Annotated in this window: 20 protein-coding genes; 9 read left to right on the forward strand and 11 right to left on the reverse strand. The window is 54.5% G+C overall.

Annotated features, from left to right (window positions below; translation table 11 throughout):
• From FH871_RS33855 to FH871_RS29895, 4 genes are all read right to left on the reverse strand, one after another.
• Window positions 1-147: permease prefix domain 2-containing transporter (locus FH871_RS33855; RefSeq protein WP_171062997.1), on the reverse strand; the 147-nt coding region annotated here is incomplete at its 3' end.
• Entirely contained in the window at window positions 144-482 is a 339-nt protein-coding gene (locus FH871_RS29885; protein ID WP_114408301.1) for a PadR family transcriptional regulator, read from the reverse strand. The genes FH871_RS29885 and FH871_RS33855, both read right to left, overlap by 4 nt.
• Before the next feature lie 205 nt (window positions 483-687).
• Entirely contained in the window at window positions 688-1,698 is a 1,011-nt protein-coding gene (locus tag FH871_RS29890) for a T9SS type A sorting domain-containing protein (protein WP_138995016.1), read from the reverse strand.
• A gap of 111 nt (window positions 1,699-1,809) precedes the next feature.
• Window positions 1,810-3,132, reverse strand: coding sequence for a Gfo/Idh/MocA family protein (locus tag FH871_RS29895; protein WP_138995017.1), 1,323 nt, complete (start codon window positions 3,130-3,132; stop codon window positions 1,810-1,812).
• A gap of 280 nt (window positions 3,133-3,412) precedes the next feature.
• Here FH871_RS29895 and FH871_RS29900 point away from each other — a divergent pair, with 280 nt between their 5' ends.
• On the forward strand, window positions 3,413-4,228 hold the full coding sequence (locus tag FH871_RS29900; RefSeq protein WP_138995018.1) for an AraC family transcriptional regulator: 816 nt from the start codon (window positions 3,413-3,415) through the stop codon (window positions 4,226-4,228).
• Between the two features lie 95 nt (window positions 4,229-4,323).
• Window positions 4,324-6,774, forward strand: coding sequence for a TonB-dependent receptor (locus FH871_RS29905; RefSeq protein ID WP_138995019.1), 2,451 nt, complete (start codon window positions 4,324-4,326; stop codon window positions 6,772-6,774).
• Between the two features lie 67 nt (window positions 6,775-6,841).
• Here FH871_RS29905 and FH871_RS29910 read toward each other — a convergent pair whose 3' ends face one another.
• Window positions 6,842-7,717 carry a phytanoyl-CoA dioxygenase family protein gene (locus tag FH871_RS29910; RefSeq protein ID WP_171062998.1) on the reverse strand — a complete coding sequence of 292 codons (876 nt, stop codon included), beginning with the start codon at window positions 7,715-7,717 and terminating at the stop codon, window positions 6,842-6,844.
• Between the two features lie 256 nt (window positions 7,718-7,973).
• On the opposite strand from FH871_RS29910, the gene nuoL reads away from it, so the two are divergent.
• The 4 genes from nuoL (at window position 7,974) to FH871_RS29930 (ending at window position 13,935) form a co-directional block, all read left to right on the forward strand.
• Complete coding sequence (gene nuoL / locus FH871_RS29915) at window positions 7,974-9,878, forward strand: NADH-quinone oxidoreductase subunit L (RefSeq protein ID WP_138995021.1); 1,905 nt, start codon at window positions 7,974-7,976, stop codon at window positions 9,876-9,878.
• Window positions 9,879-9,910: 32 nt separating this feature from the next.
• Window positions 9,911-11,575, forward strand: a complete 1,665-nt coding sequence (locus tag FH871_RS29920) for a NuoM family protein (RefSeq protein ID WP_138995022.1) — start codon at window positions 9,911-9,913, stop codon at window positions 11,573-11,575.
• Window positions 11,576-11,784: 209 nt separating this feature from the next.
• A complete protein-coding gene (locus FH871_RS29925) occupies window positions 11,785-12,690 on the forward strand; it encodes a prohibitin family protein (RefSeq protein WP_138995023.1) in 906 nt (301 codons plus the stop codon).
• Between the two features lie 90 nt (window positions 12,691-12,780).
• On the forward strand, window positions 12,781-13,935 hold the full coding sequence (locus FH871_RS29930; protein ID WP_138995024.1) for an acyltransferase family protein: 1,155 nt from the start codon (window positions 12,781-12,783) through the stop codon (window positions 13,933-13,935).
• Between the two features lie 86 nt (window positions 13,936-14,021).
• On the opposite strand, the gene FH871_RS29935 is transcribed toward FH871_RS29930, so the two are convergent.
• The 4 genes from FH871_RS29935 to FH871_RS29950 all read right to left on the reverse strand — a co-directional run bounded on the left by FH871_RS29935 (window position 14,022) and on the right by FH871_RS29950 (window position 18,573).
• Window positions 14,022-14,951: an alpha/beta hydrolase gene (locus FH871_RS29935; protein ID WP_138995025.1), complete on the reverse strand. Its 930-nt coding sequence runs from the start codon at window positions 14,949-14,951 to the stop codon at window positions 14,022-14,024.
• 46 nt (window positions 14,952-14,997) lie between these two features.
• A complete protein-coding gene (locus FH871_RS29940) occupies window positions 14,998-15,633 on the reverse strand; it encodes a uridine kinase (RefSeq protein WP_138995026.1) in 636 nt (211 codons plus the stop codon).
• 29 nt (window positions 15,634-15,662) lie between these two features.
• Window positions 15,663-17,861, reverse strand: a complete 2,199-nt coding sequence (locus FH871_RS29945; RefSeq protein WP_171062999.1) for a two-component regulator propeller domain-containing protein — start codon at window positions 17,859-17,861, stop codon at window positions 15,663-15,665.
• A gap of 85 nt (window positions 17,862-17,946) precedes the next feature.
• The gene (locus FH871_RS29950) at window positions 17,947-18,573 is read right to left on the reverse strand and encodes a thymidine kinase (RefSeq protein ID WP_138995028.1); all 627 of its coding nucleotides are present in this window, start codon (window positions 18,571-18,573) and stop codon (window positions 17,947-17,949) included.
• 139 nt (window positions 18,574-18,712) lie between these two features.
• On the opposite strand from FH871_RS29950, the gene FH871_RS29955 reads away from it, so the two are divergent.
• Complete coding sequence (locus tag FH871_RS29955) at window positions 18,713-19,918, forward strand: hypothetical protein (RefSeq protein WP_138995029.1); 1,206 nt, start codon at window positions 18,713-18,715, stop codon at window positions 19,916-19,918.
• Here FH871_RS29955 and FH871_RS29960 read toward each other — a convergent pair whose 3' ends face one another.
• Together FH871_RS29960 and FH871_RS29965 are read right to left on the reverse strand one after the other, a co-directional pair.
• Window positions 19,919-20,773 carry a TraB/GumN family protein gene (locus tag FH871_RS29960; protein ID WP_138995030.1) on the reverse strand — a complete coding sequence of 285 codons (855 nt, stop codon included), beginning with the start codon at window positions 20,771-20,773 and terminating at the stop codon, window positions 19,919-19,921.
• A 19-nt stretch (window positions 20,774-20,792) separates the two neighbouring features.
• Window positions 20,793-21,218: an ABA4-like family protein gene (locus tag FH871_RS29965; protein ID WP_138995031.1), complete on the reverse strand. Its 426-nt coding sequence runs from the start codon at window positions 21,216-21,218 to the stop codon at window positions 20,793-20,795.
• Between the two features lie 221 nt (window positions 21,219-21,439).
• Here FH871_RS29965 and FH871_RS29970 point away from each other — a divergent pair, with 221 nt between their 5' ends.
• Both FH871_RS29970 and FH871_RS29975 read left to right on the forward strand, forming a co-directional pair.
• Window positions 21,440-24,487: a SusC/RagA family TonB-linked outer membrane protein gene (locus FH871_RS29970; RefSeq protein WP_138995032.1), complete on the forward strand. Its 3,048-nt coding sequence runs from the start codon at window positions 21,440-21,442 to the stop codon at window positions 24,485-24,487.
• Between the two features lie 63 nt (window positions 24,488-24,550).
• Window positions 24,551-25,852: a RagB/SusD family nutrient uptake outer membrane protein gene (locus FH871_RS29975; protein ID WP_138995033.1), complete on the forward strand. Its 1,302-nt coding sequence runs from the start codon at window positions 24,551-24,553 to the stop codon at window positions 25,850-25,852.
• Window positions 25,853-25,899: the final 47 nt, after the last annotated feature.

Consider the following 25,899-nt stretch of genomic DNA (forward strand, 5'->3'; position numbering starts at 1 on the left):
TTTGCCCGCCCGCCGATGCCAGTAGGTGTACAATTCATCCAGATCGCCCTCGACTTCCTCCAGCGTTTCTTCGGGATGAAGCCAGGCCAGAAGCCGCTGCGCCCAGCGGGGCGGATGTGGCTGGATAGGTGAAGGAGTCTTCTTCATGAGCCGCCGAGTTTCAGGGTGTTGGGAGGAAGCAGTTGCCAGAGTTCATTCCTGAGTTGCTGAATGTCCTGCAACGCCCGGCTGCCCAGTGCCGTGACCTTGAACAGCCGCTTCCGCCGACCACCGCGTTCGGCGGTGGACCCGCCGAGCAGGGACGTCACAAAGCCTTTTTCTTCCAGACGGATGAGCGTGTTGTGAACGGTTCCGAACGTCACCTGGCGGCCCGTATGCTGCTCAATCTCCTGGCTGACGGTTACGCCGTAGGCATCGCCGTCGAGAATGGCCACCATCAGCAAAACGATTTCTTCAAACTCTCCTAAATAAGTACGACGCATCGGGTTCCGGCATTAGTCTCTATTTTATCGTACAAATCCTTTGCCAAACCAGCCCATGCGCTCTTGTGGCTCTATTTCAACATATTCCCACCGGGCGGGTGTCCAAAAACGGACAGTTTACGTCCCGAAACGGACAAGGTCAGACCAAACAAAAAAGCCAGAAACGAGGCAGTTTCCGGCTTTTTACTTTCAGGGGCATTTTTTACTATTTTGCAATGATCACTTTCACGGCTTTCTGAACATTTTCGCCTTTCAGGGAACAGAAATACATCCCGGCGGCCACATCCTGCAAGGTCACTTTTAGCTGGTATTTGCCAATCGCGTGGTGTTTGCGGGCCACCAGCGTCTGAATGATCCGGCCCTGTCCATCCACCAAATCAATCCCGGCATTGCCGGCCGACAGCAGTTGGTACAACACCGTTACTTCGACCGTGGCCGGATTCGGCGTCACCATCAGTTGTTCATTACCCAGCAACTCATCCGTTCCGGCCATGCCTATGGTTTGCCCCCCCGCCGTTGGTTTGACGGCTGTGGCCGCGCTGGGGTCGATCAGAACCGGTTTTGTAAACTCGACTTTTTTCTGAACGTCGTTTTTGCAATACCGCTCTTCGGCCCGGACAAAGGCTTTGACGGGCGATTGAATGGACATTTCATTGCTGATGTTGCTCCCAAATTTGCTCAGAATATCTTTTTGAATTTTTTCTCCGGTTTCCGCAATCCGTACCACCCCTTCCTGTTCGGTTGAAACAAAGGAAAAGAGTGGCACCGGAACACCTGCCGTAACCGCCCCGACATCCGTGGCCTGCGGAGCCATGCCTACCTGATGAACCGCCACATTCTCCATCGACGCCAGGGGGGAATAGGCCTTTGACGTAAACAGCTCATTATCAAAAACAAAATCCTGCCAAGTACCGTTTATATTCGTGATTTCAAATTGAGAATCCCGCCCCGAACCGGCTTCCGGGGCCGTAAAGCCGTTGGGGGTAATGATGCTAAACTGGGCGGTTACCAGCCGGTGCGTACTCGATATGGAGGGCACATACCAGGCCGTGAAGCGCTGGGTGGCTTTATCGTATGTCAACCGAAAGTCAACAGTCTGATCCTTCGCATTTTTCTGGGAGCATTGCGCCACCGTCACAGGGGCTCCCAACAGTCCCAATCCCAGGATCAAAGAAGCGTTTCGCAAAACCTTTCTCAGGCGCGTAGTCGTTTTCATAGGCGGTCTTTCGGTGTGTTTATTTTTTTATTGTACAAACATACTACTTTAGAAGTTTTTTGTTCCCGAAAGTCACTATTTTGAAGGGCAAAAATGATTGAAAGGCGTTCGCTACGAGCGGGGGACGACCCAGTTGCCGTGGTAATGGGCCTGAGCCAGCAGGCTGGCCTTTGCATTGCCAACAATCTGTTTTTTTTCGGCATCCCAGATCAGCTTCTCACCGGTTCGGTAAGCAATGTTGCCCAGGTGCGCGTGGAGGGCCACATCCCGGCCCACTTCCACCGGGCAATTGGGCTTCTGCCGGGTCCGGACGCAGGTCACAAAGTTCTGCGTATGGTTGTCCAAATCTTTTCCATTCCCGAATTTCGGCGGCATAGCCGGAACGAGGTAATTCCCCGCGTCAGTTTCCGGAAAGAGCTCCCATTTGGAACGATCGATCACGACGGTTCCCAGGTTTCCGACGAAAGCCACACCGTGTTCGCGGTCGAACGGGCCGCGCCCCGTGCCGAGCGACTGCTCCCAGAGCAGCGTGAAATTCCCGTAATCATATACCACCTGCATCGTATCGGGTGTTTCGCTGGCATGATCCGGAAAACCGTATTTGCCCCCCAGCGCCACGACGGTTTTGGGCGAACTGACATTCATGCCCGCCAGCCCGATGTCAATCATGTGGGCACCCCAGTCAGTCATCAGGCCCCCCGCATAATCCCAGAAATAACGAAAACTGCGATGAAACCGGTTCGGGTTGAACGGGCGTTTCGGAGCCGGTCCCAGCCAGAAGTCGTAATCGACACCCGCCGGAACGGGGCCGTCCGGCATAACCGGAAAACTTTTCCCGTACGGCATATACGCCCAGGTTTTCACCGAACGAATCCGGCCGATTTTTCCCGAACGCACAAAGTCCAGGGCTTCGTTCCAGTGCAGACCGCTGCGTTGCCACTGCCCCACCTGCACAATGCGTTTGTGTTTTCGGGCGGCATCCACCATCAGGTTGCACTCTTCGATGGAATTGGCGAGCGGTTTTTCCACGTACACATCCTTGCCAGCCTGACAGGCGTAGACGGTTTGCAGGCAATGCCAGTGGTCCGGTGTGCCGATGATCACCGCGTCGATGTCCTTGTTTTCCAGCAATTTCCGAAAGTCGGTGTACAAAACCGGTTTTTTGCCCGACGATTTTTCCAGTTCAGCCGCGCGTTTGTTCAGCACGTTGCTGTCGATATCACACAAGGCGGCACACCGCACACCCGGCTGTTTGAGCATCGAGTTGAGGTCGGACCAACCCATGCTGTTGCAGCCGATCAGGGCCACCACCACCTCATCGGTCGGGGCGGTTTTTACGGGCGCGGCAACGAGTTCGGTCAAGGCTGTTGTCAGGCCCACACCGGTGGCGATTTGGGACGATTTCTGAAGAAATTTTCTGCGGGAAGTGATCATCAGGGTTCAGGAATAATAGACCAGCAAATTAGTACAATACAGACTAATTTTATCATTCTTCCGGCAGGTTTTCCAGAACAAGCCCACATCCACAGAAATTAACAGTTTCCGGGCTAAGACAGGCCCGAATCAAGGTTGCAAATTTCATTGTAATTTTAGCGATTGTTTAACGCAAAGGTGGCGGGGTTGCGGTTCTGAAAATAGAACAAAACCGGCAGCCGATTTAAGCGTTACGACACCATCCGACGGCGCAGCCGCTTCGTTATACGACCCTTAACCCATGCAGATTACGATCAAAAACAAGCTGAACCAGCGCGAACTGTTCCGGATCAAACGGATGAAGGAGGTCATTAAAACCACCAACCCGCATGGTCACAAAGATTATCTCGAAATCATTTACCTGGACGCCGGTGCCGGTACGCATCAGATTGATTTCAACCGGTTTACCGTAAAACCGCATAGCCTGTATCTGGTGATGCCGGGCCAGATTCACAGTTGGGAACTGACCGAAATTCCGAAAGGATACGTGGTGATGGTGCAGAAGGATTTTTTACTGGATCATCCTTTTTACGAAGCGCTGTTTCAAACGTTTCCGCTGGCTTTTCCGAGCGGTTTTGACCTGAGCCATGTCCATCCGACCATCCTTGAACTGTTCCGGAGCATCGAGGTCGAATATGAACAACAGAACAGTAACTACCAGGCCATCATCCAGACCTACATCCAATTGCTGCTCAACCTGCTGAAACGGGAAATCAAATCGGATGAAAGCCAGGCACTTCCAACCCTCTTAAAAGAGTTTTTCGCGCTGGTCGATGCGCAATTCAGAACCAACCGCGAGGTGGGCGAATACGCGCGACAATTGAATGTCACTTCTAAAACGCTCAACAACACCTGCCGGAAAATTGTGAACCGAACGGCGGGCGAAATCATCGACGAACGGCTGACGACCGAATCCAAAAAACTGCTGCTGTATTCTTACCAAACCCTGAAAGAAGTGGCGTATGAGCTGGGCTTTACGGACCCCTCCCATTTTAACAAGTTTTTTAAACGCCAGACGGGCGTTTTGCCGAGCGTCTACCGGAAAGGAATTTCCTAAATGTACCAGTTTACGGCTGTAATCTACAAAACCGCCTGACATAGCAGGATATACCTTTGCTTCTGACTAACTCACAAGGCGAAGGTATACTTCCGATGAAATTTTTTGTAACCCTGCTGGCCACATTTCTGGCGATTCCGTTCGTTCACGCCCAAAATTCCGGATCGATTACCGGTAAAATGATCGATCCGGAAACCAATCGCCCCTTGCCGTTTGGCTCGGTAGCGCTCTACAAAAGCCAGGATTCGACCCTGGTGAATGGCACCCTGACGGATGACGCGGGAAATTTCAAATTCGATAACGTGCCCGCTGCGCCCTACTACGTGGAAGCCCAATACATCGGCTACCGCAAAAAACGGTTCAGCTTTCCGGTCTCGGGCCAGTCAACCGCTCCCCAAACCATCGCATTACAGGCAGATACGCAGACGCTTCAGCAGGTGAACGTGCAGGGCGAGCGGCAAACCGTCGAAAACAAAATTGACCGGCAGGTCTACCGGGCGGATAAATTCATCGGCAGCCAGGGTGGAACGGCCATCGACGTCCTGAAAAACACGCCTTCGGTCACGGTCGACAGCGAAGGCGGCATTACACTCCGGGGGTCGTCGGGCTTTCTGGTGCTGGTCAACGGAAAACCGGTTCAGACCGATCCGGCCCTGATTTTAAACCAGATTCCCGCCAATTCGATTGAAAACGTCGAAGTCATCACTTCCCCCTCGGCCCGGTTTGACCCGGACGGCAAGGGCGGCATCATCAACATTACGACCAAAACCGCGCAGGTCGGCCAGCGGTCCTTTTCGGCCAATATCCAGGGCGGTTTGCCTTCGCTGTCTACGTACGATAACCTGAACAAGCCCGTCCGGTTTGGTGCCGATGTCACCTTCAGCGCGAAGTCGGCCCGGTGGGATGTGACCGTCAGCGGTAATTATTTCCGAAACGACATCGCCGGTCGGCGGGTGGGCGACGTCAGCACCACCATCGGCAACCGCTACACGGCATTCCCTTCCGTGGGCGAACGGAGTTTTATCCGGTATAACTACACGGGCCGGGCTTCGGCGACCTATACACCCAACGAAAACAACGCGTTTTCGGCGGGGTTCTACACCGGTTTTCGCTCCCAGTCGCGCCGGGCCGACATCGTTTACGACAATACCAAAACCGACCTGGTTACGGGGGATGTCATCGGCCGGATCTCGTATTTTAATTCGAACATTGCCCGCAAGACCAGCGCCATTACGCTCGGCAATCTGGATTATAGCCACACTTTTTCCAATAAATCCCTTCTTACGGTTTCCGGCCTCTTCGAAAAGGCCGATCTGGACGGGTTGACGACCAATGCGAACCTGCGGATGCCCGACCGGCAGACGGTTTTGCAAAACACCCGCAACCCCAGCCAGAATCCGCTGAATGCCTACCGGTTGAAGGCCGATTACGCCGTCACGGTGGGCAAGGGCAAACTCGAAACTGGTTACCAATACCGCAACCAGGTTCAGAAAGGCGATTTTCAATACCTCGACCAGAATCTGGAAACCGGTGCGTTTGTTGCCGTTCCCCAGTTCAGCAGCACAACGAAGGTTCTCAACGAGATTCATTCGGTGTATGGGCAGTATTCGGCCAAAACCGGGAAACTGGAATACATCGGCGGACTGCGGTATGAATACGCCACGCGGGCGTTTACGGCGGGGAATCAGGAAACCCGGAACCTGAATTTATCCAACCTTTTCCCGTCCCTGAATGTCCAGTACGCAATCAGCAAAACGCTGCGGGCCAAAGCCGGATACAGCAAAAGGGTGCAACGCTCGACCAACAACGAGTTGAATCCGTTTCCGGAGCGCGAGCATTCCGAAACCCTCGAATCCGGCGATCCCAACATCCTGCCGGAGTTCATCGATCTGTCGGAAATCGGCCTGATCAAAGATTTTGACAAAGGCAATGTGTTCGTAACGGTTTACAACCAGCGGATTAAGAATGTGGTCAACCGCGTCAACAGCGTTTACAACGACACGATTCTGAACCGGATTTATACGAATGCCGGACTGGCTACGTCCTGGGGACTGGAAGCCGGAACGACCCTGAATCTGACGAAAGCCTGGCAGGTGTATGCGGGCGGAAATGTGTACCGCTACCAGATCAAAGGGGCGCTGTTCAACAACGCCGTAATCGTGAATACGTCGAGTGTGGTTTATTCCGTCAATGCCAATACGACGGTCCGGTTTTCGCCCACGTTTCAGCTTCAGGCCACCCTGAATTACCTCTCGAAACGAATCACGGCCCAGGGTGAGGATTCCCGGTTTATCATTCCGGGTGCGTCGGCCAAAAAGACCTTTTTGAAAGGCCGGATGACAGCCACCCTACAATGGCAGAACATCGACCTGGGTTTACTGGGTACCAATCAGCAACGCATCACGACCTTTGGCCGGAATTTTTACACCACGACCAATTACATCCAGGAAACCGACATTTTTCTGCTAAACCTCAGCTATACCTTCAACCAGACATCCAGAAAGGCCCGGCTGCCGGCCAGCGAATTTGGGGAGAAGGAGTTTTGAACAGGTAGACGTCGGGGTGAAATCCGAACAAACGGCATACGATCAATTTGACCCAACCAGCGTGGCCTTATCGCCCCAGCAATTTCCGGAACGGTTTCAAAATCAGCCCCCCGATCCGGCGCACCGACGTTGGAATCGTGATCCGCATCGCGTAGCCTTCGTTGTCCTGTTTGATGTACTCATCAATGTATTTGTTGGCGACCTTCTCGCCGGTGATGATGTTGGTAATCTGGCGCAGATACAATTTATCCAACGGCATGTCCGACTGTAACGGCGTGTAATACACGCAATCCTGAAAGAAGTAATGCGTTACCTGGCTGTAGCGGGTCGAACCGGGGGTCAGAATCTTCTCGCCACCGTGCAGCAAATTGGCGGCCCAGATGATGGCATGACCCTTTTTCATGTTCAGAATCGCCTTCTTCAGATCCTGAGCCTCAATCATATCACTCAGGAAATCAGCATATTTGGGATAGGTCTTCCCGTAGGCTTCGTCCAGACTTTTGGCCGACGTTGCCCGAATTCCGATGTCTGACAAATCGTAAAATGGCAGCTTGTGACTACCGGGGTAATAGTGTAGCGGACCGTTGTCGTCGCGAACATCCTCCAGCGCCACCCAGACGCCACACATAAACCGCTGCGGAATCGAATGAAAGTGCATCGAATCGCTGTGGGTCCGTTGTTGCGTACCAAGTTTAAAGTTCAGGGTCTGAAACGGAATTGGCTCCCGGCGATACAGCGTTCGCAGCACGTCCAGCACCTTCGGAGCGATGGCAATCTGCCGAACGGCGTCGACATCCCGCCAGGCATCCTGAATCCGGTCGTCCTTGATTGCCAGGTGCTTAGGCTCCAGCTTCTCCAGGGCCGTGTTCAGAATCGATTCGTCGATATCGGGATCGAAAACAACAAAACCGCCTTCTGAAAACTGCGTTACAATGCGTTCCATTTCGGGACTTAAATTCGCCTTTTTCAATTCGGAGCGAAAAAAAGGAGACTCCGTCCACGGAAGATTCATGCTGTAATTTTCGGTAGATTGTGAGGTTGCCACGGCCATCGGAATAAGAGGATTAAGGGTGTGAACCAAATTTATAATGCTATTGATTAGCACGTCACTTACTATGCCATAAAAGTAACTAATTATTTTTATTGGTTGGTTTATTCAGGATATTTGCCCCGGCAAACGTCCGGCGTTATCTTGCGCGATGTTCGACGAAAATACCATCCATACACTTCTCTGGCTTCTCATCGTTCTGCCCTTTCTGAGTGGCACCCTGAGTCTGTTGGCGGGTCGGCGAATCAATCTCTGGGCCGGGGGTACAGCCGCAGTCCTGACGCTGGCCGGGCTGGGTTTGTCGGTCTTTGTGGCCACCCAAACCGGCCCCGATGTTCTGACCCTCCGCACGGACTGGCTTCTGATTCCGGGTCGTGCGGTTCCCATCACTTTCCGGCTCGACGCGCTCACCTTACTGATGCTGGTCATTGTGCATTTCATTGCCTTGCTGGTCCAGATTTATTCCATTTCCTATCTGCACGACGAGCGCGACCGCTACCGGTATTTTGGTTTTCTGAGTCTTTTCATCGGTTCCATGCTCGGCATTGTTCTGGCGGGCAATCTCATCGTTCTATATGCCTTCTGGGAACTGGTCGGCCTCTCGTCGTATCTGCTCATTGGTTTCTGGTTTCAAAAACCAGCTGCGGCTGCGGCCGCTAAAAAGGCGTTTATCATGAACCGCATTGGCGATGCGGGTTTTCTCCTCGGCATTTTTCTGTTGCTTTTTCAATCGGGAACCACCGACCTGGCCGAACTCCCGGACCTGTTTGTGTCCAACGGGCCGCTGGCGACACTGACCGGTTTTTGCCTCTTTTGCGGCTGTATCGGCAAGTCGGCCCAGTTTCCGCTCACCACCTGGCTCCCCGACGCGATGGAAGGGCCAACGCCGGTTTCGGCCCTGATTCATGCCGCCACGATGGTGGCTGCCGGTATTTTCCTGCTCGCCCGCATCCACTTTTTACTGACACCCGACGCCCTGCTGCTCATCACCATCGTCGGCACGATCACGATGCTGATGGCGGCTTATTCGGCGCTCTATCAAACCGATATTAAAAAAGTGCTGGCTTATTCCACCGTCTCGCAACTCGGTCTGATGGTAATCGGGATGGGAACCAGCAACGTAACCGGAGCGCTTTTTCACCTGACGACCCACGCCTTTTTCAAAGCCGGACTGTTTCTGGCGGCCGGGTCGGTTATTCACGGCGTTCATTCGCAGGACATGCGGCAGATGGGCGGTTTACGCAAAGCCATGCCCCTCACCTTCATTGGTTGGGCGGTTTGTGCGGCTGCGCTGGCCGGTGTTCCCTTCTTCTCCGGTTTTTTATCGAAAGAAACCATTCTGACCGGCGCATTCGACTGGGCTGGTGCGCAGGGCGGTTTGGCCTATGTCATTCCCATCCTGGCGGTGTTATCGTCTGGCTTAACAGCCTGTTACATGGCGCGGCAAGGGCGGCTGGTGTTTTTTGGTGACGCCCGAAACCCGGAAAATCGGGCGCACGAATCGGATCGGCTGCTGACGGTTCCGGTCCTGATGCTGGCCGTTTTATCCATCGGTTTTGTGTTTGCCGGAAATCCGTTTTCGGCGGCACAGGGTTGGTTTTTTCGTCTATTTCCTGCCGTGGACAATCATGGAGGTCATCTTTGGATTGCGCTTCTTTCCATTTCGGTCGTTGCGGTTGGCTTGTGGCTGGGCTGGCGAATGCCGGTTTTGACGCAATCAACCGCCATGAGCCGGTTGTCGGAACACAACTGGTACCTCGACGGCTTCTATAAACGGCTGCTTGTCCGGCCCTTCGTTCGGTTGGCCTATCTTTCATACGGTTTCGACCGCCGGGTTATCGACAAGCTGGTTGATTTCGCCGGCATCGGCACCGTCGTGCTGGCACACATGATTGGCTGGGCGGATCGCATGATTGTCGATGGGCTGGTCAATGGGGCGTCGTGGCTGACGCACCGGCTGGGCAACCTGACGCGATCGGTGCAGAATGGACGGGTGCAATCCTACATTGCCAGTGCGGTGGTGGGTTTATTAGTAATTCTCTGGTTTTTGATCTAGTCGGTAGCCGCGTTGGCGGTTCCTGACAAACTATTATGCTGTCATCACTCCTATTCATTCCCTTGCTCGGGTCGCTGCTCGTGGTTCTTTTGCCCGACAGCCGGAAAAACGTTTATAAGTGGATTACCCTGGTTGCCTGCAGCCTCGAACTGCTGGTCTGCGGAGCCATTTATGCCGCCTTCGACCCCACGCAGGCCGACTACCAACTCCTCGAACGCTTCGACTGGATCAGCCTGCCGCTGGGTTCGCTCGGCGTCGTTTCCATTGATTATCTGGTGGGAATCGATGGCATCAGCCTGCCGCTGGTTTTGCTGACGGGCGCGGTCATGCTCGTCGGTGCCCTCTCCTCCTGGACCATCGATAAGCGCTTAAAAGCCTACCACGCCCTGTATCTCCTGCTGACGGCCACCATCATCGGCTGCTTTATTGCCCTCGACTTTTTCCTGTTTTTCCTCTTTTTCGAATTCATGCTGCTGCCGATGTATTTTCTCATCGGTTTGTGGGGTGGGCCACGCCGGGAATATGCGTCCATCAAATTTTTCCTGTACACACTGGCGGGTTCGGTGCTAATTCTGCTGGTGATGATCAGCCTGTATTTATCGGTCATGGACCCGGTCGAAACCGCTATTAATATCGGCCTGATCGGCGACCGTTCGGAAATCACCGACGACATCATCCGTCAGGTCCAGTTTCTGCTGGCCGATTACAAAATCCAGTCGCAGCAACTGGTGCATACCTTCGACCTGCGCTACATGGCCCACGGCGGCAATTACCTGCCCGACTCGTTTCTGGGGCCAACCGGCGAAATCATTGTGTTCGGCCTTCCGTCACGGATGCTGGCTTTTCTCTGCGTTTTTCTGGGATTTGCCATCAAACTGCCCGTCGTGCCTTTTCACACCTGGCTCCCCGACGCCCACGTGGAAGCGCCAACACCGGTTTCGGTGGTGCTGGCGGGGGTGTTGCTCAAAATTGGCGGCTACGGTTTTCTGCGAATTGGCTGGGGGCTGTTTCCCGACGGAGCCGCCGAATATGCCCTGCTGCTGGCCGGTTTAGGCGTAATTTCGATTGTCTACGGTGGCTTTAATGCCCTGGCCCAGAGCGATCTCAAGAAAATGATTGCCTACTCGTCTGTCTCCCACATGGGTTTTGTGCTGCTTGGTATAGCCTCCCTGACTTCCGAAGGCGTCAACGGTGCCGTCTACCAAATGGCGAGCCACGGCGTGTTGTCGGCCATGTTGTTTTTGCTCACCGGCGTTCTCTACGACCGCACCCACGACCGGCGTATCGATAGCTACCGGGGGTTGGCCAGCACCATGCCTGCTTATACCGCCCTAACCGCCATTGCGTTTTTTGCTTCGCTGGGATTACCCGGTTTTTCCGGTTTTGTAGGCGAACTCTTTACACTGATGGGCAGTTTCCAATCGCTCTGGCTACCCGGCTGGATGACGGCCGTCGCCACGCTGGGCATCATTCTGGCGGCTGCGTATTTTCTCTGGACGCTCCAGCGCATGTTTTTCGGCCCCCTCTGGTCGCGCACCGAATTTACCGGTCAGCTTACGGATCTCACGGCCCGCGAGCGACTGATGCTGATTCCGCTGGCGGTTCTGGCACTGCTGCTCGGTTTATTTCCCAATCTCCTGTTCAATCTCTCCAACGCCACCATTGCGCAGTGGATTCAGCGGTTTAGCGTAGAATAGTTGATAGGAATGATAGGAACGCGGATGGAACGGATCAAAACTGATTTATCCGTGAAAATCCGTTGCATCCGCGTTCCTATCAAAAAAATCACCAGCTTCTGTGGATAAAAGTTTGTATTATTACTAGCCGTTAGCCCCCTTTCTTCCAGGGCTTTACAAGCTGCTGTTCCAAACTCACCACGGGCCAAGGCCCATTGCTACCCAAAACTATGTTCCTTCTGATCCTTGGCGCACTCGCCTTAATCATCGGTTTCGCCACCAATACGCCGTCGCTTGAATTCTCCCGCTTCTCCCGGCCACTAAAAGTAGTCGGTATTATATTGATTCTGATCGGATTAGCCACTTCGTCCATTCGTCAAATTGATGCCGGGACCGTGGGCGTCCAGAGTTTGTTTGGCAGTGTACAGGATCGCGTTCTGGAAAGTGGCCTGAATTGGGTCAATCCCCTGGTTGAAGTCACAGAATTTGACGTTAAAACGCAGAACTACACCATGTCGGGCGTTCAGGACGAGAGCGGCCAACAGGGTGACGATGCCATCCGGGTGCTCACCGCCGACGGTCTGGAAGTCATCATCGACCTGACGGTGTTATACCGCGTCAACCCCAGCGAAACACCGCGAATTTACCGCAGCATCGGTTCGGATTATTCCAACAAAGTCGTTCGGCCGATCACTCGCACCCGCATTCGTGACAATGCCGTTTATTACGATGCCGTCGCGCTTTATTCCACCAAACGGGATGAATTTCAAAACCGCATCTACAAAACCATCGAGTCCGATCTGACGAAACGCGGGCTGATGCTGGAACAGTTGCTAATCCGGAATATCAACCTGCCCGCATCCGTAAAAACCACCATCGAGTCGAAAATCAATGCCGAACAGGATGCCCAGAAAATGCAGTTTGTTTTGCAAAAGGAACGGCAGGAAGCGGAACGGAAGCGCGTCGAAGCCCAGGGCATTGCCGATTACCAGAAGATTCTGGCCACGGGCTTGTCCGACAAGCAGTTGGTCTACGAACAGATAAAGGCCCAACGTGAACTGGCCGCTTCGCCCAATGCCAAAATCATCGTTCTGGGCAGTCGCGGAAATGTGCCGCTGATTCTGAATGATAAATAACCGGCTTGCCTCCGAAAAACTGCTTTTCAGCAGCAATAGCCCATTCCAGACCCCAAGCAGTACTATAGACGGTCTATTCTACAAACTGGTATGCAATCAACTTCTACGGCTGCTTCAGAGCCTGCCCTTGCCCAACCGGCGCCCGTCCGGCGTCTGATGTCCCTGGATGCCCTGCGGGGTTTCGACATGTTCTGGATTGCCGGAGGAGAAGAAATTTTTCACGTTTTAGCCAAAACCACCGGCTGGGCCTGGGCCTTCTTCATGGCCGAACAGTTCACCCACGTCGAATGGGACGGTTTTCGGCCCTACGACTGCATCTTTCCGCTCTTTCTGTTCATGGCGGGCGTTTCCACCCCGTTTGCCGTCGGAAGTCGGCTGGAACGGGGCGTTGCGAAGCGTGAACTAGCCCGAAAAATCATCACGCGCGGTCTGATTCTGGTGGTGCTGGGCATCATTTACAACAACGGTCTGTTCACCAAACCCATCAGCGACATGCGGTTTCCGAGCGTTCTGGCCCGGATCGGTCTGGCCGGCATGTTTGGCCAGTTGATCTACCTGTATTTTCCGAATCCGAAAGTCCAGTATGCCTGGTTTGCCGGGTTGCTGCTGGGCTATTGGGCCGCCATGAAACTGATTCCGGTACCGGGCTGCGGAGCGGGCGTCTTAACGCTGGATTGCAGCCTGGCGGGCTACGTCGACCGGTCAGTGCTGCCGGGTCGTCTGTATCTGAAGGTGCATGACCCGGAAGGTCTGTTTTCCACCATTCCCGCCATTGCGACGGCCTTGCTCGGTATTTTCTCCGGGAAATTGCTCCGTAGCGACGGTCCATCTGCCCACCGCGACCAGAAAACGCTGTGGCTGGTGCTGGGCGGCATCTCCTGCCTGGTGCTGGGCTATAGCTGGGGGCTGGTGTTTCCGATCAATAAAAACCTGTGGACCAGTTCGTTCACGCTCGTAGCCGGAGGCTGGAGCATCCTGATGCTGGCGTTGTTTTACTGGATTATCGACGTCAAAAAAGTGAGCGGCTGGGCGTTTTTCTTCACGGTGATCGGTATGAATTCCATCCTGATCTACATCGCCGGGGAGTTTATCGACTTCGAATACGCGGCCAAATTCTTCTTCGAAGGCATCCTCAGTTTCTTCTCCGAACCCGTCCGGGCGGTGGGTGCCGTGCTGGCGTTCCTGGCCGTGAAATGGGCGTTTCTGTATTTTCTGTATAAGAAGAAGGTGTTCCTGAGAGTATAGCAAGTTGTTACACAGGGTTGATCAGAGTTAACCAGAGTTTTTTCTCTGATAACCTCTGATTTCCTCTGATCAACCCTGTGTAACAATCATTTCTTCTCCAGCAACCCCATCGACTTCAGCCAGCCTTCACAGGCCGCGGGCCAGTTTTCAATCGAGCCTTTGCCCTGCACCCGGAGCGCATAGCCATGACCGCCTTTCGGGTAGATGTGCATTTCGGCGGGGACGTTGGCTTTGGTCAGTGCCAGGTAGTAGTCGATGCTGTTTTCCACCGGCACGCCTTTGTCGTCCTGCGCATGGACCAGAAACGTCGGCGGGGTTTTGCCATCCACCTGCAATTCATTGGAATAATACGCGATCTGCTCCGCGCTGGGCGTTTTGCCGATCAATTTCTCGCGTGAACCGCCGTGCGCTTTGGCCCCGAACGTCACGACGGGATACATCAGAATCGCAAAATTCGGTTTGGCCTCTTCGCTGGCGGCAGCACCCCGGTGGTAGTGCGTTGATAAAGTCGAAGCCAGGTGACCGCCCGCCGAAAACCCGATCACGCCCAGGCGGTCGGCATTGACGTTCCATTTGGCCGCATGTTGGCGGATCAGCTTCATGGCTTGCATGGCGTCGGCCAGCGGCACCTCGTGTTTGTTCGTTTGCGTCCGGTCGTCCGGCAGGCGGTGTTTCAGCACGAAAGCCGCCATTCCGCGTTCATTGAACCACTTCGCCATTTCTTCGCCTTCGTGTCCGTAGGCCAGAATGCCGTACCCTCCACCCGGAATCACCAGAATGGCCGCTCCGGTGGCTTTGTCTTTCGGCGGCAGAAAAGCCGTTATCGTCGGAACTTTAACGTCACTGATTCGTAAAATACCGTCTTTGCCCAGCTCCGATTTTTCCTGAACGGCCTCGTTCGGTATCGCATTCGGAATTTGGTTTTTGGGCCAGAGATCAACGGTTTCCGGTTTTTGAGCCATCGCAGAAGTTGCCAGTAAGAGCGTCGCTGAAAGCAGCGTTAAGGTGAAATTCATAATGGGTTTAGGAAGTAATGTCACCGCATCCGGCGACCGGTTTTTATTATTTTGGCTCGAAAGTAGCGACTTTCCCTTTCAAATACCCAATCACCACCTCCAGCCCCTTCTGGTAGTGCAGGTTGTTGGGAATGACGATATCCGCCATCGCTTTGTGCGGTTTGATAAATTCCTGGTAGGTTGGTCGGACGTGGTAGTCCCACTGGTGCTTGATCATTTCGGGAGTCAGGGCGCGTTCGGCCTGATCGCGCACCATCCGCCGTTCGTATTTAATCTTATTTTTGGCATCGATAAACACCTTTAAATCAAGCTGTTCCGCCACTTCGTCAAAGTGAAAGGCAAAAATCCCTTCGACCACAATGATGGGCGTTGGTTTGAAGATCAGCTTTTGGGGAACCACATTCGGGTTATTGAACGTGTATTCCATCGTTTCAACAATCTGTCCTTCGTGAAGCTGCCGAATATGCCAGGCAAACCGCAGGTGATCAATGGTTTGCGGCAAATCGAAGTTGTGCACCCCAATGTCGTCGCGCGGAATCTGGTCCAGTGGTTTGTAATAATTATCCTGCGAAATCAGGCAAATTTCGTCTTCCGAAAACGCGGAGATGAGTCCTTTCAAAAACGATGTCTTTCCCGATGCGCTCCCGCCCGTGATCCCGACAATGAATGGTTTGGTGGTCATTTTACAAAAATAAAACGTTGGAACCACAATTACCGCACGACGGCCAATTTACCCGCCAATCCTTCTTTTCCATCCGGCGAAATCGCAAACACAAAATAGACGCCAGTTTCGGCCGACCGGCCCCGGTAGTCGCGCAGGTTCCAGGTGGCGGTTCCGCCCTGCGACCGGGTTTCGTACACCAGTTGCCCCCCCGCATCCATGATTTTGACCACGGTATTTTCGACCAGCCCCCGAATGCTGACCAGGCCGCCGAAATCGGGCCGGACCGGGTTCGGAAAAACCGTGATGCCCGCGAAAACCGGGGCGGGTTCGCTGGCCGTTCCGCCGTATGAAACCAGGCCGTTGGGCGTAGCGATAAACACCTCGCCACGCGTGGGTTCAATGGCAATATCGGTGATTTGGGAGGAAGGCAACGGACTATTGTCGGTGGTAAAATTTTCAACCAAAACCGTCCCGTCTTCGTTGAAAAGATAGATTCCGTTGGTGGTTCCGATCCATTTCCGGTTGCCGCCGTCGACCGCCAGCGCCGTCACTGACTCGCCACTGAGCAACCGCCGACGATCGAAAACCGGTCGGTACGCGTTGACGGTTCCGGTAAAAACCGCGGCCGGATTATCAAAAACCGCCACGCCGTTGTCGGTTCCAATCCAGATCAGGCCGTCGCGGTCTTTCACCAGCGACCGAACGTTCCGATCCGGCAAATCGCCCTCGCCCGACTGGTTATACAAAAGCCGGGTTCGGTTCGTTTTCGGGTCAAAAACCTGCAGCCCCCCGCCGTTGGTTGCACTCAGCCGCATCCACAAAAAACCGTTGTCGTCCAAAATCAGTTGGTGAATATCGCCCCGTCCCGGAATGAACGACTCGAACTGCCCGGTTTTCCGCCGAACCTGAACCGTTGCTTTTCCGAAATCCAGCGTCGGCGTTGCCAGCCAGACGTCACCGTTTGGATCGACCGCCAGGCTGCTGATGCTGGCCCACACCCGGTTGACGACTTCAGCCGAATTCTGGTTATCAGACGACCACAATCCGCCCCCGAAACTCCCCAGATACGTCCGCTGATCGGTCGGATTATAGCCTGCCGTGACGAAATCGGTGGGGAGCGACGACGCCTGAAAATTCTGCCAGCGCCCATCGCTGAACCGATCGAAGCCCCGACGGCGACGCAGCGGTTTCAGATCATCCGTAAAACCGCCCGGCAACGCCAGCACCTGACCCGACGGGTCGGTAGCCAGCCGTTGGAAAACATCCGAAGCCGGACCGTCCGGGCTTACGGACTGAACGGCGGTGCCCGTAATACGCAGCAAGCCGGACAGTGAATCGGCCACCCAGAAACTACCGGCGGCTTCGGTTATTTCCTTCGGTTCGCCCAGCAACGCGTTTTGCATCAGTACGCCCGAGGCACGCTGAAGTTCGTCGGGTGCGGTGGCAATCCATTCGGTTGCTGTTGCCAGCAAACCGGTGATGGTCGGCAACGGTTTGACCACCGTCCAGCGCCCGCCCTGCCGCTCGGCAACGCCCTGTCCCGGCCAGGCCACATACAATCGGTTGTTGCCCCCCACCACCGATTGAACGGAAGCGCCAGTCGGCAGGGAGACGGTTTTCCAGTTTCCAAAAAAAGCCAGATTGACCGTTGGTGCGAAGCGGGCCGCCAGTAGTCCGCGCGAGGTGGCTGCGTAGATGGAATCATTCGCCAGCGCCGTGGCATACACCACCACCGGCGTTCCGTTGGGGCCAATATTTCGGTAGGTATCCCGGATTTCGGATTTGACGACATCCAGCACCACAATCCCAAAATCACAGGCCAGGTAGGCGTCGTTGCCGGTTCGGGAGACGTGGTTGATGCGTTTGCTACCGGGGATCTGCGTGGCGTCGCGTATAAGGGTAATCGTGGTCAGGGCTCCGGGTTCGCCGGCATCGCTGACCGATAGCAGGTCGATGGTGCCGCTGCGGTACCCAACCAGCAACCGTTTCTGGTCCGTTACATAAAATAACTGGCTGATGCCGGTTTCGCTAAAACCGTCGTCGCGACTCAGCCGCATGGCTTCATTCGCCACCGGATCGAAATAGAAAAAACCGTTCTCCGACGCGCAGTAGATCTTGTTCTGAACAGCCGCCAGCGTTTGGGCAGAAAGAAAACTGGGGTGAGAATGCCAGGTGCCGGGCTGCGCCTTTGCGCAGGGAAGAAGTGTTGTAAATGATAAATGTAAAATGATGAATGATGAATGCAAAAGTGAAATAGACCGCCCTCGCTTCCGGCTTACAATTCCTTTTACATTCATCATTTTAAATTTAATATTTAGCATTCAATGCGCATCATTTCACATTGTCCTCATACACCCATTCTTTGCTAACCACCTGACTGCCCAGATTATAACACCGGCGGCAGCGGGCTTCGTAGCTGTCGGTTTCGCCCAATAACACCTTTTCTTTGGAAAGATTCAGGCGGTAGGAATAGCTGGCGATGTCGCCACACACGACGCAGATGGCGTGGACTTTCGTGACGTATTCGGCAATGGCCATCAACTGCGGCATACAGCCGAACGGATTGCCTTCAAAGTCCATGTCCAGCCCGGCCAGAATGACACGTTTCCCGTTGTCGGCCAGGTGGTTACACACCTCGATCAGCTCTTTATCGTCAAAAAACTGGGCTTCGTCGATGCCTACGACTTCACTATCCCCGGCCAGCGTGAGAATTTCGTGGGCCGTCTGGACGGGCTGCGAACGAACGGCATTGGCGTTGTGCGAAACGATGTTTTCTTCGTGATACCGGGTGTCGATCAACGGTTTGAAAATCACCACCTTCATCCGGGCGATCACGGCCCGGTTGATGCGCCGGATCAGTTCTTCGGTTTTTCCGGAAAACATGGAGCCGCAAATCACTTCAATCCAACCCGTGCGCAGGTGGGGCGGTTCACGCCGGCGGTTCGGTTCAATAAACATACGTTCGTAGCGTTGAATAAAATACTAATCTGGCACCTTTCTTGTAGTGGCCAAACTGGCTTTAACGAGAATTTCACCAATGTCTGATCGGAATATTCTAAGCGAAAACCATATCTTTACAAAGCAAAGATATTTTGATATGTCGAACAAGTTCAATGCCTCCTCCCTTACTGAATATTGCAAATCATACGCCCGAAAAGTGGCGGGTGATTTTTATGCCCATCATACCGTCATCAGCGGGCAGGAACTCCTAAAACTAAGCCCCGTCAGTCAGATCAATTTGTTCGTTATCAGCAGCCTGTCCGACAAATGGCGGAGCGATGCGGAGCGTTTTCGCAGTCCTTTTTTTGATTTTGAACACCCGGATGTCCGGCAGGCGATGCAGGTGTTTATGAATACCGTGTCGCAACATATTTCGGTGCGCCGGGAACATCTGGAGCCGTTGCTGACCGAAGCCACCCGCCGGACGCTGATTCTGCTGTTCGACCCGCGCCATTATTTCGACGAAGCCCTGCGGAACCAGCCCGACTTCTCCCTGACGGCCGAAGCCGCGCACCAACTGACCCGCTATACCCAGATCAACAAGTTCGTTCCGGCGGCTATTGAAGACCGTATGAAGGGCAAAAGCGTCGTTTATGTCAACCAGGCACTGAACTGGCTCGATGAAATTTTGATGCAGCGGAGCCGCGAGCTGGAAAAACCGGAGAAATACATTCCGTTGTTTTCGGAAAAACTGCTGCTCGACCCCGTGATTTTGCTCCGTAAATCCTCCTACGAGTTTTCGCCCGCGCAACCGACGCCAACGGCGAACAAGTCCTTTTTTGATACCGAAGTGGAGAATACCGTCGTTCCGGCAACGCCAGCCGTTCCACCACCCGCCAACGGTTCGGGCCTGACGGTGAATGGTACACCCCCGGATGACGATGCCCCGGTAAAACCGCTTTTTCTGTCGGATTCAGGTTCTTCCGTTGAACCGCCTGCACCGTCGATGCAGCCCAGCCAGGCAACCGCCCATCTGAACGAAACGTCGACGCTCGAAGAAAGCCTGAAAGTGAATACGGAATCGACCGGTCCGGCAACCATTGGCGAAACATTCTACCGCGCGCCCATCGAAAGCATCAGCAAAAGCATTTCGCTGAATCAGAAGTTCATGTTTATCAATCAGTTGTTCAACGGGAATGCGGCTTCGTACAACGAAGCGATTGAAGAACTCAACCGCGCAACGAGCTACGATCAGGCCCGCGATCTGGTTTCGTACCGGTATGCCGCCCAGTATCTGTGGGACATGAGCAGCGACGAAGTAGCGATGCTGGTCGACATTCTGAAACGTCGGTTTGCCGTGTAATTACTGCGGTTCGACCTGGTAGCCTTCCTTTTTCAGCAACTCGATCAGTCCCTGCGGACCGGGCAAATGCAGCGCACCCACGGCGACGAAGGTGGGCCGTGAAGCCATCAGGCCCGGTAAACGCTTCATCCAGTTGTGGTTGCGTTCATCAAGCAGGTAGGTCATGTTGCCGAAAGTGTTCCCGGATTTTTCGTTCATTTTCCACATGCCCTGCAAATCCTGCTTCAGGTAGAGTTCCGTCACGGATTTGCTCATGTCGTGCATCTCGTCCTTTTCCTTCACCATTTCCACCAGGTTCTGCGCCTGCTTTTCCACCGGATCGTGGTCGAACAAAAAGGCCATCTGCTCCTCCATCGTTTCGAGCGCACTGACGGTTTTCTGGCGTTTGCGACCGTCGCTGGCAAAATACAGATCAAGCGGCAAGCCCGTGAAGCTGTTGAGCGTATCGGACTCTTTCTGAACGTAGGCCAGGCTGAGCATGGTGGCCGTCACGATGGGTTTCATCTGGTTGAAAAGCGCCAGATCGTAGCCCGTTCCCTTCTTGAATTCGTCGGCCACCAGCTTGTAATCCGTTTGCGACAGCAGTTTGTCCAGGCTTTTGTCGAGCATCAACCCCCGCATGGCCATCGACAGCATGGCCGACGAGTCGACTTCGGTTTCGACCACCACGCCCTCCGCCCCTTCGTAGGCCGATTTGATTTTGGGATTCTGTTTCAGATAGCTATCCTTCATAATGTGGTAGGTACCAAAGAGATAGGACGGTTTTTTCAGCCCATTCCCCGATACCTTCCACAGCAGGGATTGCGAAAATGTGGTCGTGGAAACGAGAACCAGTAAAAAAGAAAGCGTTTTCATCGGTGTAAAAAATAGCGTATCAATAAATGGTCTGCTGTTTCATGGATCGAACGCCAAGGTACAGCAGCAAACCGACCGGACCCAGCAGAAAACAGAACAGCAGACACGGAATCATCCAGCCATGCGGCACTTTCCGGCGTTTGCTGTCGCGCAGCATCCAGCTTCCCACCGTCAGATCGAACGCCAGGTAGTGAATCCAGCCGGCCAGCAAAGCCTTGTCATGGCTAAATAACGATTTTATTCCCGCCAGCGTGCTAAACGATTGCCAATCCAGCCCACTATTTCCGGAAAAAAGATAATAGATGTAAAAAACCGCCAGCAGTGCCGGAATTGGCAGCATTTTGGTGAGCCAGTCAGTCGGTTTCCAACGGGGTGCAACCAGCATCAGCAGCCATTGCGGCAGCACGAGCGCATTGAGGATTTGAAAAGCAGTTTCGGTAGACATCGGTTTGGTGTTGGACAGGACAAATTATAGAAAGTATTGAATAGTGGAACAAAAACCGCCCCAATCTGCTGCACCGTTCAGAAAAATGATCGTACGTCGCGAACCGATTCAAAAGGTCCTTCCATTCGTCACAGACGTCTTTTTTCTTTCCTGAAAAATCCATTACTTACTCAATGGACGATCAGTCCTCGTCTTATTTACAGGTTTTTTATCAACATTCTATGAAATCAAAACTATTTCATGTGAAAAGTGGCTTTCGTGGGCTACTCTTTGTCCTTTTTTTGCTGGTCGGTTGGGAAATTAACGCCCAAACGACAACGTATACGTTTCAAGGGAAAGTAACGACAAAAAACGACAGCAAGCCGATGCCCGGCGCTGCGGTAGGCATTATTGGCACCACCACCGGCGGAATTTCCGACCAAACCGGTGCGTATCGTTTTACGGCTAATTTAGCACCCGGCACCTACACGCTCCAGTTCAGTTCCATCGGTTACCAGACCCAGCGGCAGAGCGTTACGCTCTCGCAGAATACCACCGTTTCGACCAGCATCAGTCTGGCCGATGACGCCCTGGGCCTCGACGAAGTGGTCGTTACCGGAACGTCCGGCGCCACCAGCCGGAAGCAACTCGGCAATACCATTGCGACAGTGCAGGCCAAAGACCTGCAACTCTCAGCCGCCACCTCAATCGATCAGGCGCTGGCGGGCAAGGTTTCCGGTGCGCAGATTACCCAGAACTCCGGCAACCCCGCCGGTGGCATCAGCGTCCGGCTGCGGGGGCCCAGCACCATCGTCGGCTCGTCCGATCCGCTCTACATTGTCGACGGCGTGATCGTCAACAACGATTCGCGGGAACTGATCGACTTGGGAGGTTACTCGCAAAACCGCCTGGTCGACATCAACCCGAACGATATCGAGCGCATCGAAATCATCAAAGGTGCGGCTGCTGCGGCCATTTACGGGTCGCGGGCCAACAACGGGGTCGTGCAGATTTTCACCAAACGGGGTCAGGAAGGCCGCCCGACGATTACGTTTTCCACCCAGTTTCGGTTGAGTGACATTCGGAAAACGCTGCCTTACAACGAACACCCCGCGACGTTTGCCAACGCGACCGTAACGGACAAGACGCAGACGCCGGTTACACGCTACGATCTCCAGAAAGATATTTTCCGAACCGCCACCGGCCACGAGCAATACCTGTCGGTTTCGGGCGGAACACCCACCACGCAGTATTTTTTCTCCGGGTCGCTGTTTGCCAACCAGGGCATTGTTCAGGGATCGGATTTCAGCCGGGCTTCCAGCCGGATGCGCATTCAGCAGACGCTGACCAAGTGGGCGACGCTGAGCATCGGTTCGGCGTATACCTACAGCAACAGCAAGGAAATTCCGAACGGCGGGATCAACGAAGCGTATGGTGCGCTCACCGGTTTTATTTTCAGCAACAACTTCATCAACCCGCAACCCGATCCGGCCACGGGCGTTTATCCCTCGACGGCTCCGGTTTCGGTGGTGCGTCGCACGAACCCGCTGGAAGCCATTGCACGCTTCGATTTCCGCCAGCGGACCAGCCGCTACATTGGTGATGCCCAGCTTAACCTGACGCCCCTGCCTGGTTTAGGCATCGACTTTACGTTCGGTCTGGATACGTATTCCCAACTGGCCACGGGCTACATTCCGCCCAACAACACGACGCCCTCGTACAACGCCGGGTATTCGCGCAAAAGCGAAGCGTCGATTTTGCAGTTGAACAACGACCTGAACATCCGTTACCAGGCCAGCCCCACCGAATGGCTGAAATCCACGACCGGCATTGGGGCTACCTTGCAATACGACCGCAGCTTCACGACGGGCATCACCGCCCAGCAGTTGGGCGTTTTCGGCCAGACCATCAACAACGGGGCCAATATCCTCGCGGCCGAAAGCCGTACCGAACGGAGTTTCTTTGGTGTATTTGCGCAGCAAACCTTTGGCCTGTTCAACCGGTTTTTCGTGACGGCCGCCGGTCGGGTGGATGCCGCTTCGGTCTACGGGATCGACAATCGCTGGCAGTTTTACCCCAAAGTCAGTGGCTCGTATGTGGTATCGGACGAATCGTTCTGGAAAAACTCGTCGCTGGCGAATGCCTTGCCGGACTTCAAAATCCGGGCGGCCTGGGGACAGGCGGGTAACCTGACGGCCATCGGTCCCTACGACCGGTTTACCAATTACTCACCGGTTTCGGTGGGCGGACAGGTGGGCTATGCCGCTCCCGCGCAGTTGGGAAACTTCAGCGTAAAACCCGAACGGCAAACCGAACTCGAAATCGGAACGGATTTCAGTCTGGCTAAAAACCGCATCGGTGTGGAGTTCACCTATTACCACAAGGAGGTGAAGGATTTGATTCTGAACCGCACGCTGTCGCCCAGCACTGGTTACAACAACCGGTTTGTCAACATCGGTACGATGACCAACCGCGGTTTTGAAGTGCTGGTGCGGGCTATTCCCGTCGATACGAAAAACGTTCGCTGGAACATTACCGCGACCTATACGCAGAACAAAAACGTTACCGACGGCGTCGAAGGCAACGGCGTGCTGCCTTTCGCGGGCGGTTTTGGACAGGTGGCCGCCGTCAATGGCTATCCGCTGGGGGCGTTTTATGCCACGTTTTTTGCCCGTAATCCCGACGGAAGCCTGTTGCTGACGCCCGGCGGTTTGCCCCAGCGCGAGCGGGGGATTCAGGGTGCCAACGGCACGTATACCGTTCAACGGGCCGCAGACGGTCAGCCGAGCGGCACGATTTTGAGCAAGGTGATCGGTAACCCCAATCCGACCGCTATTTACTCGCTGATCAACGAAGTAGCGGTGGGTTCGCGCTGGTCGTTCCGGATGCAGTGGGATGCCATGCAGAATTTCGACGTGTTCAACTTCACCAAGCGTGTGGGCGACCGCGATCTGTACGGTGGTTTGAAAGGCTACGAACCCGAACTGCGCGGAGAAGTTCCGAAAGGCACGAGTGCCGCCCTGTTCAGTATTTTTGAAAACTGGATTGAAGACGGTTCGTTCGTTAAACTCCGGGAGTTGTCGGCGGCTTATACGGTGACGCCTAAATTCTGGGGCTTTCGCAACGTGCGTTTTAGCGTAGCGGGTCGCAACCTGCTGTCGATCGACAACTACAGCGGCTACGATCCGGAAACCAATGCGGCTGGTCAATCCAATGCCGTTCGGGGCTTCGACTTCGTGGAGGTTCCCATTCCGCGCACGCTGTCGGTAGGCATCAACGCAACGTTTTAACGATTTTATCTGGTAAACCGGGAGCAGCTTCGGCGGTCTCCTGTTCTTTCCAATCCATTTGATATGAAGCCAACACGATTAATCATTTTCTTTGCTTTTCTGCTGCTGGCGGGCTGTAAGCTCGACATCACCAACCCCAACGGCCCCACCGACGCCCAGGTGCTCAGCACCCGCGACGGCATGATTACGCTCAGCATCGGGATGCGGCAGTTTTACTCGACTTCCGCGCTCGAATCGCTGCTGCTGGCCCCCGGCACCACCACGCGCGAGATCAAGGGCATCACGACCTTTACGAACATTCTGGAGCTGGAAGCGGGCGGTACGGGCCTACCCACGTTCAACGGAAACGTGCTGGGCCTCTGGCTGCGGATGCTGCGGGTCATGGGCATGGCCGAGGATCTGATCGCCAATGCACCGACGGTTTTAGCCAACGAACCGGCCCTGCGCAGTGGCATTATCGCCCACGCCAATCTGTTCAAGGCGATGGCCCTCGGCGGACTCGCCACGGCTTTTGAGCAAGTGCCGCTGCAAACCAACAAAACCGGGTCTGTGACGTTCTCCGACCGCAAAGCCGCCCTGACCGAAGCCATCCGGCTGCTGGACGAAGCCGCTTCGCTCGTGGCAACCAATCCGCCAACCGCGACATTCACCACCCAGGTGACGGGGGCGGATTTTGATCTGGTCAACACCATTCAGGCCTACCGGGCGCGGTATAATCTGGCGGCTGGCAATTACCCGGCGGCTCTGGCTGCGGCCAATGCGGTGAATCTGACGGCTCGCTCGCAGTTTGTGTACAATACGCAAAGCCCGAATCCGATTTACCAGCAGGTGCAGATTTCGGCGAACTACGCGCCCCGGGCCACGCTGGGCTTACCGGCCACGCTGCTCGAAGCGGGCGACGGCCGGCTGGCGTTTTATCTGTCGACACCTGATAAAACCGTTAATGGCGAAGCGTTGAAAACACTCAAAGGCTTTTTCGACGCCATCGACCGGCCCATCCCGGTGTATATGCCGGACGAGGTGCGGCTGATTCGGGCAGAGGCCCTGGTGCGCAGCAATGGCGACCTGACGGCAGCCGTGGCCGACATCAACGCCGTTCGGACGCAGCGAACCGGTGATCCGTTCGGAGTGTATCCCGGACTGGCTGCTTACGCCGGACCTGTTACAGCGGAAGCATTGTTGACGGAGATTTACAAGCAACGCGGAACTGAACTGTTCCTGACCGGGCTGCGGCTCGAAGACAGCCGCCGGTTTGGACGCCCCGCCCCGCCGACCACGCTGACGGAACGGAACCGGAATTTCTACCCGTACCCCGACCAGGAGCGGTTAACGAATCCGAATACCCCCGCTGATCCCGCGATTTGATGTTAAAAAACAGGCATTCCTGCCGGTATTCAATTTTAATACCGGCA

It is taken from the genome of Larkinella sp. C7, from assembly GCF_006149005.1.
Taxonomy (GTDB): Bacteria; Bacteroidota; Bacteroidia; order Cytophagales; family Spirosomataceae; genus Larkinella.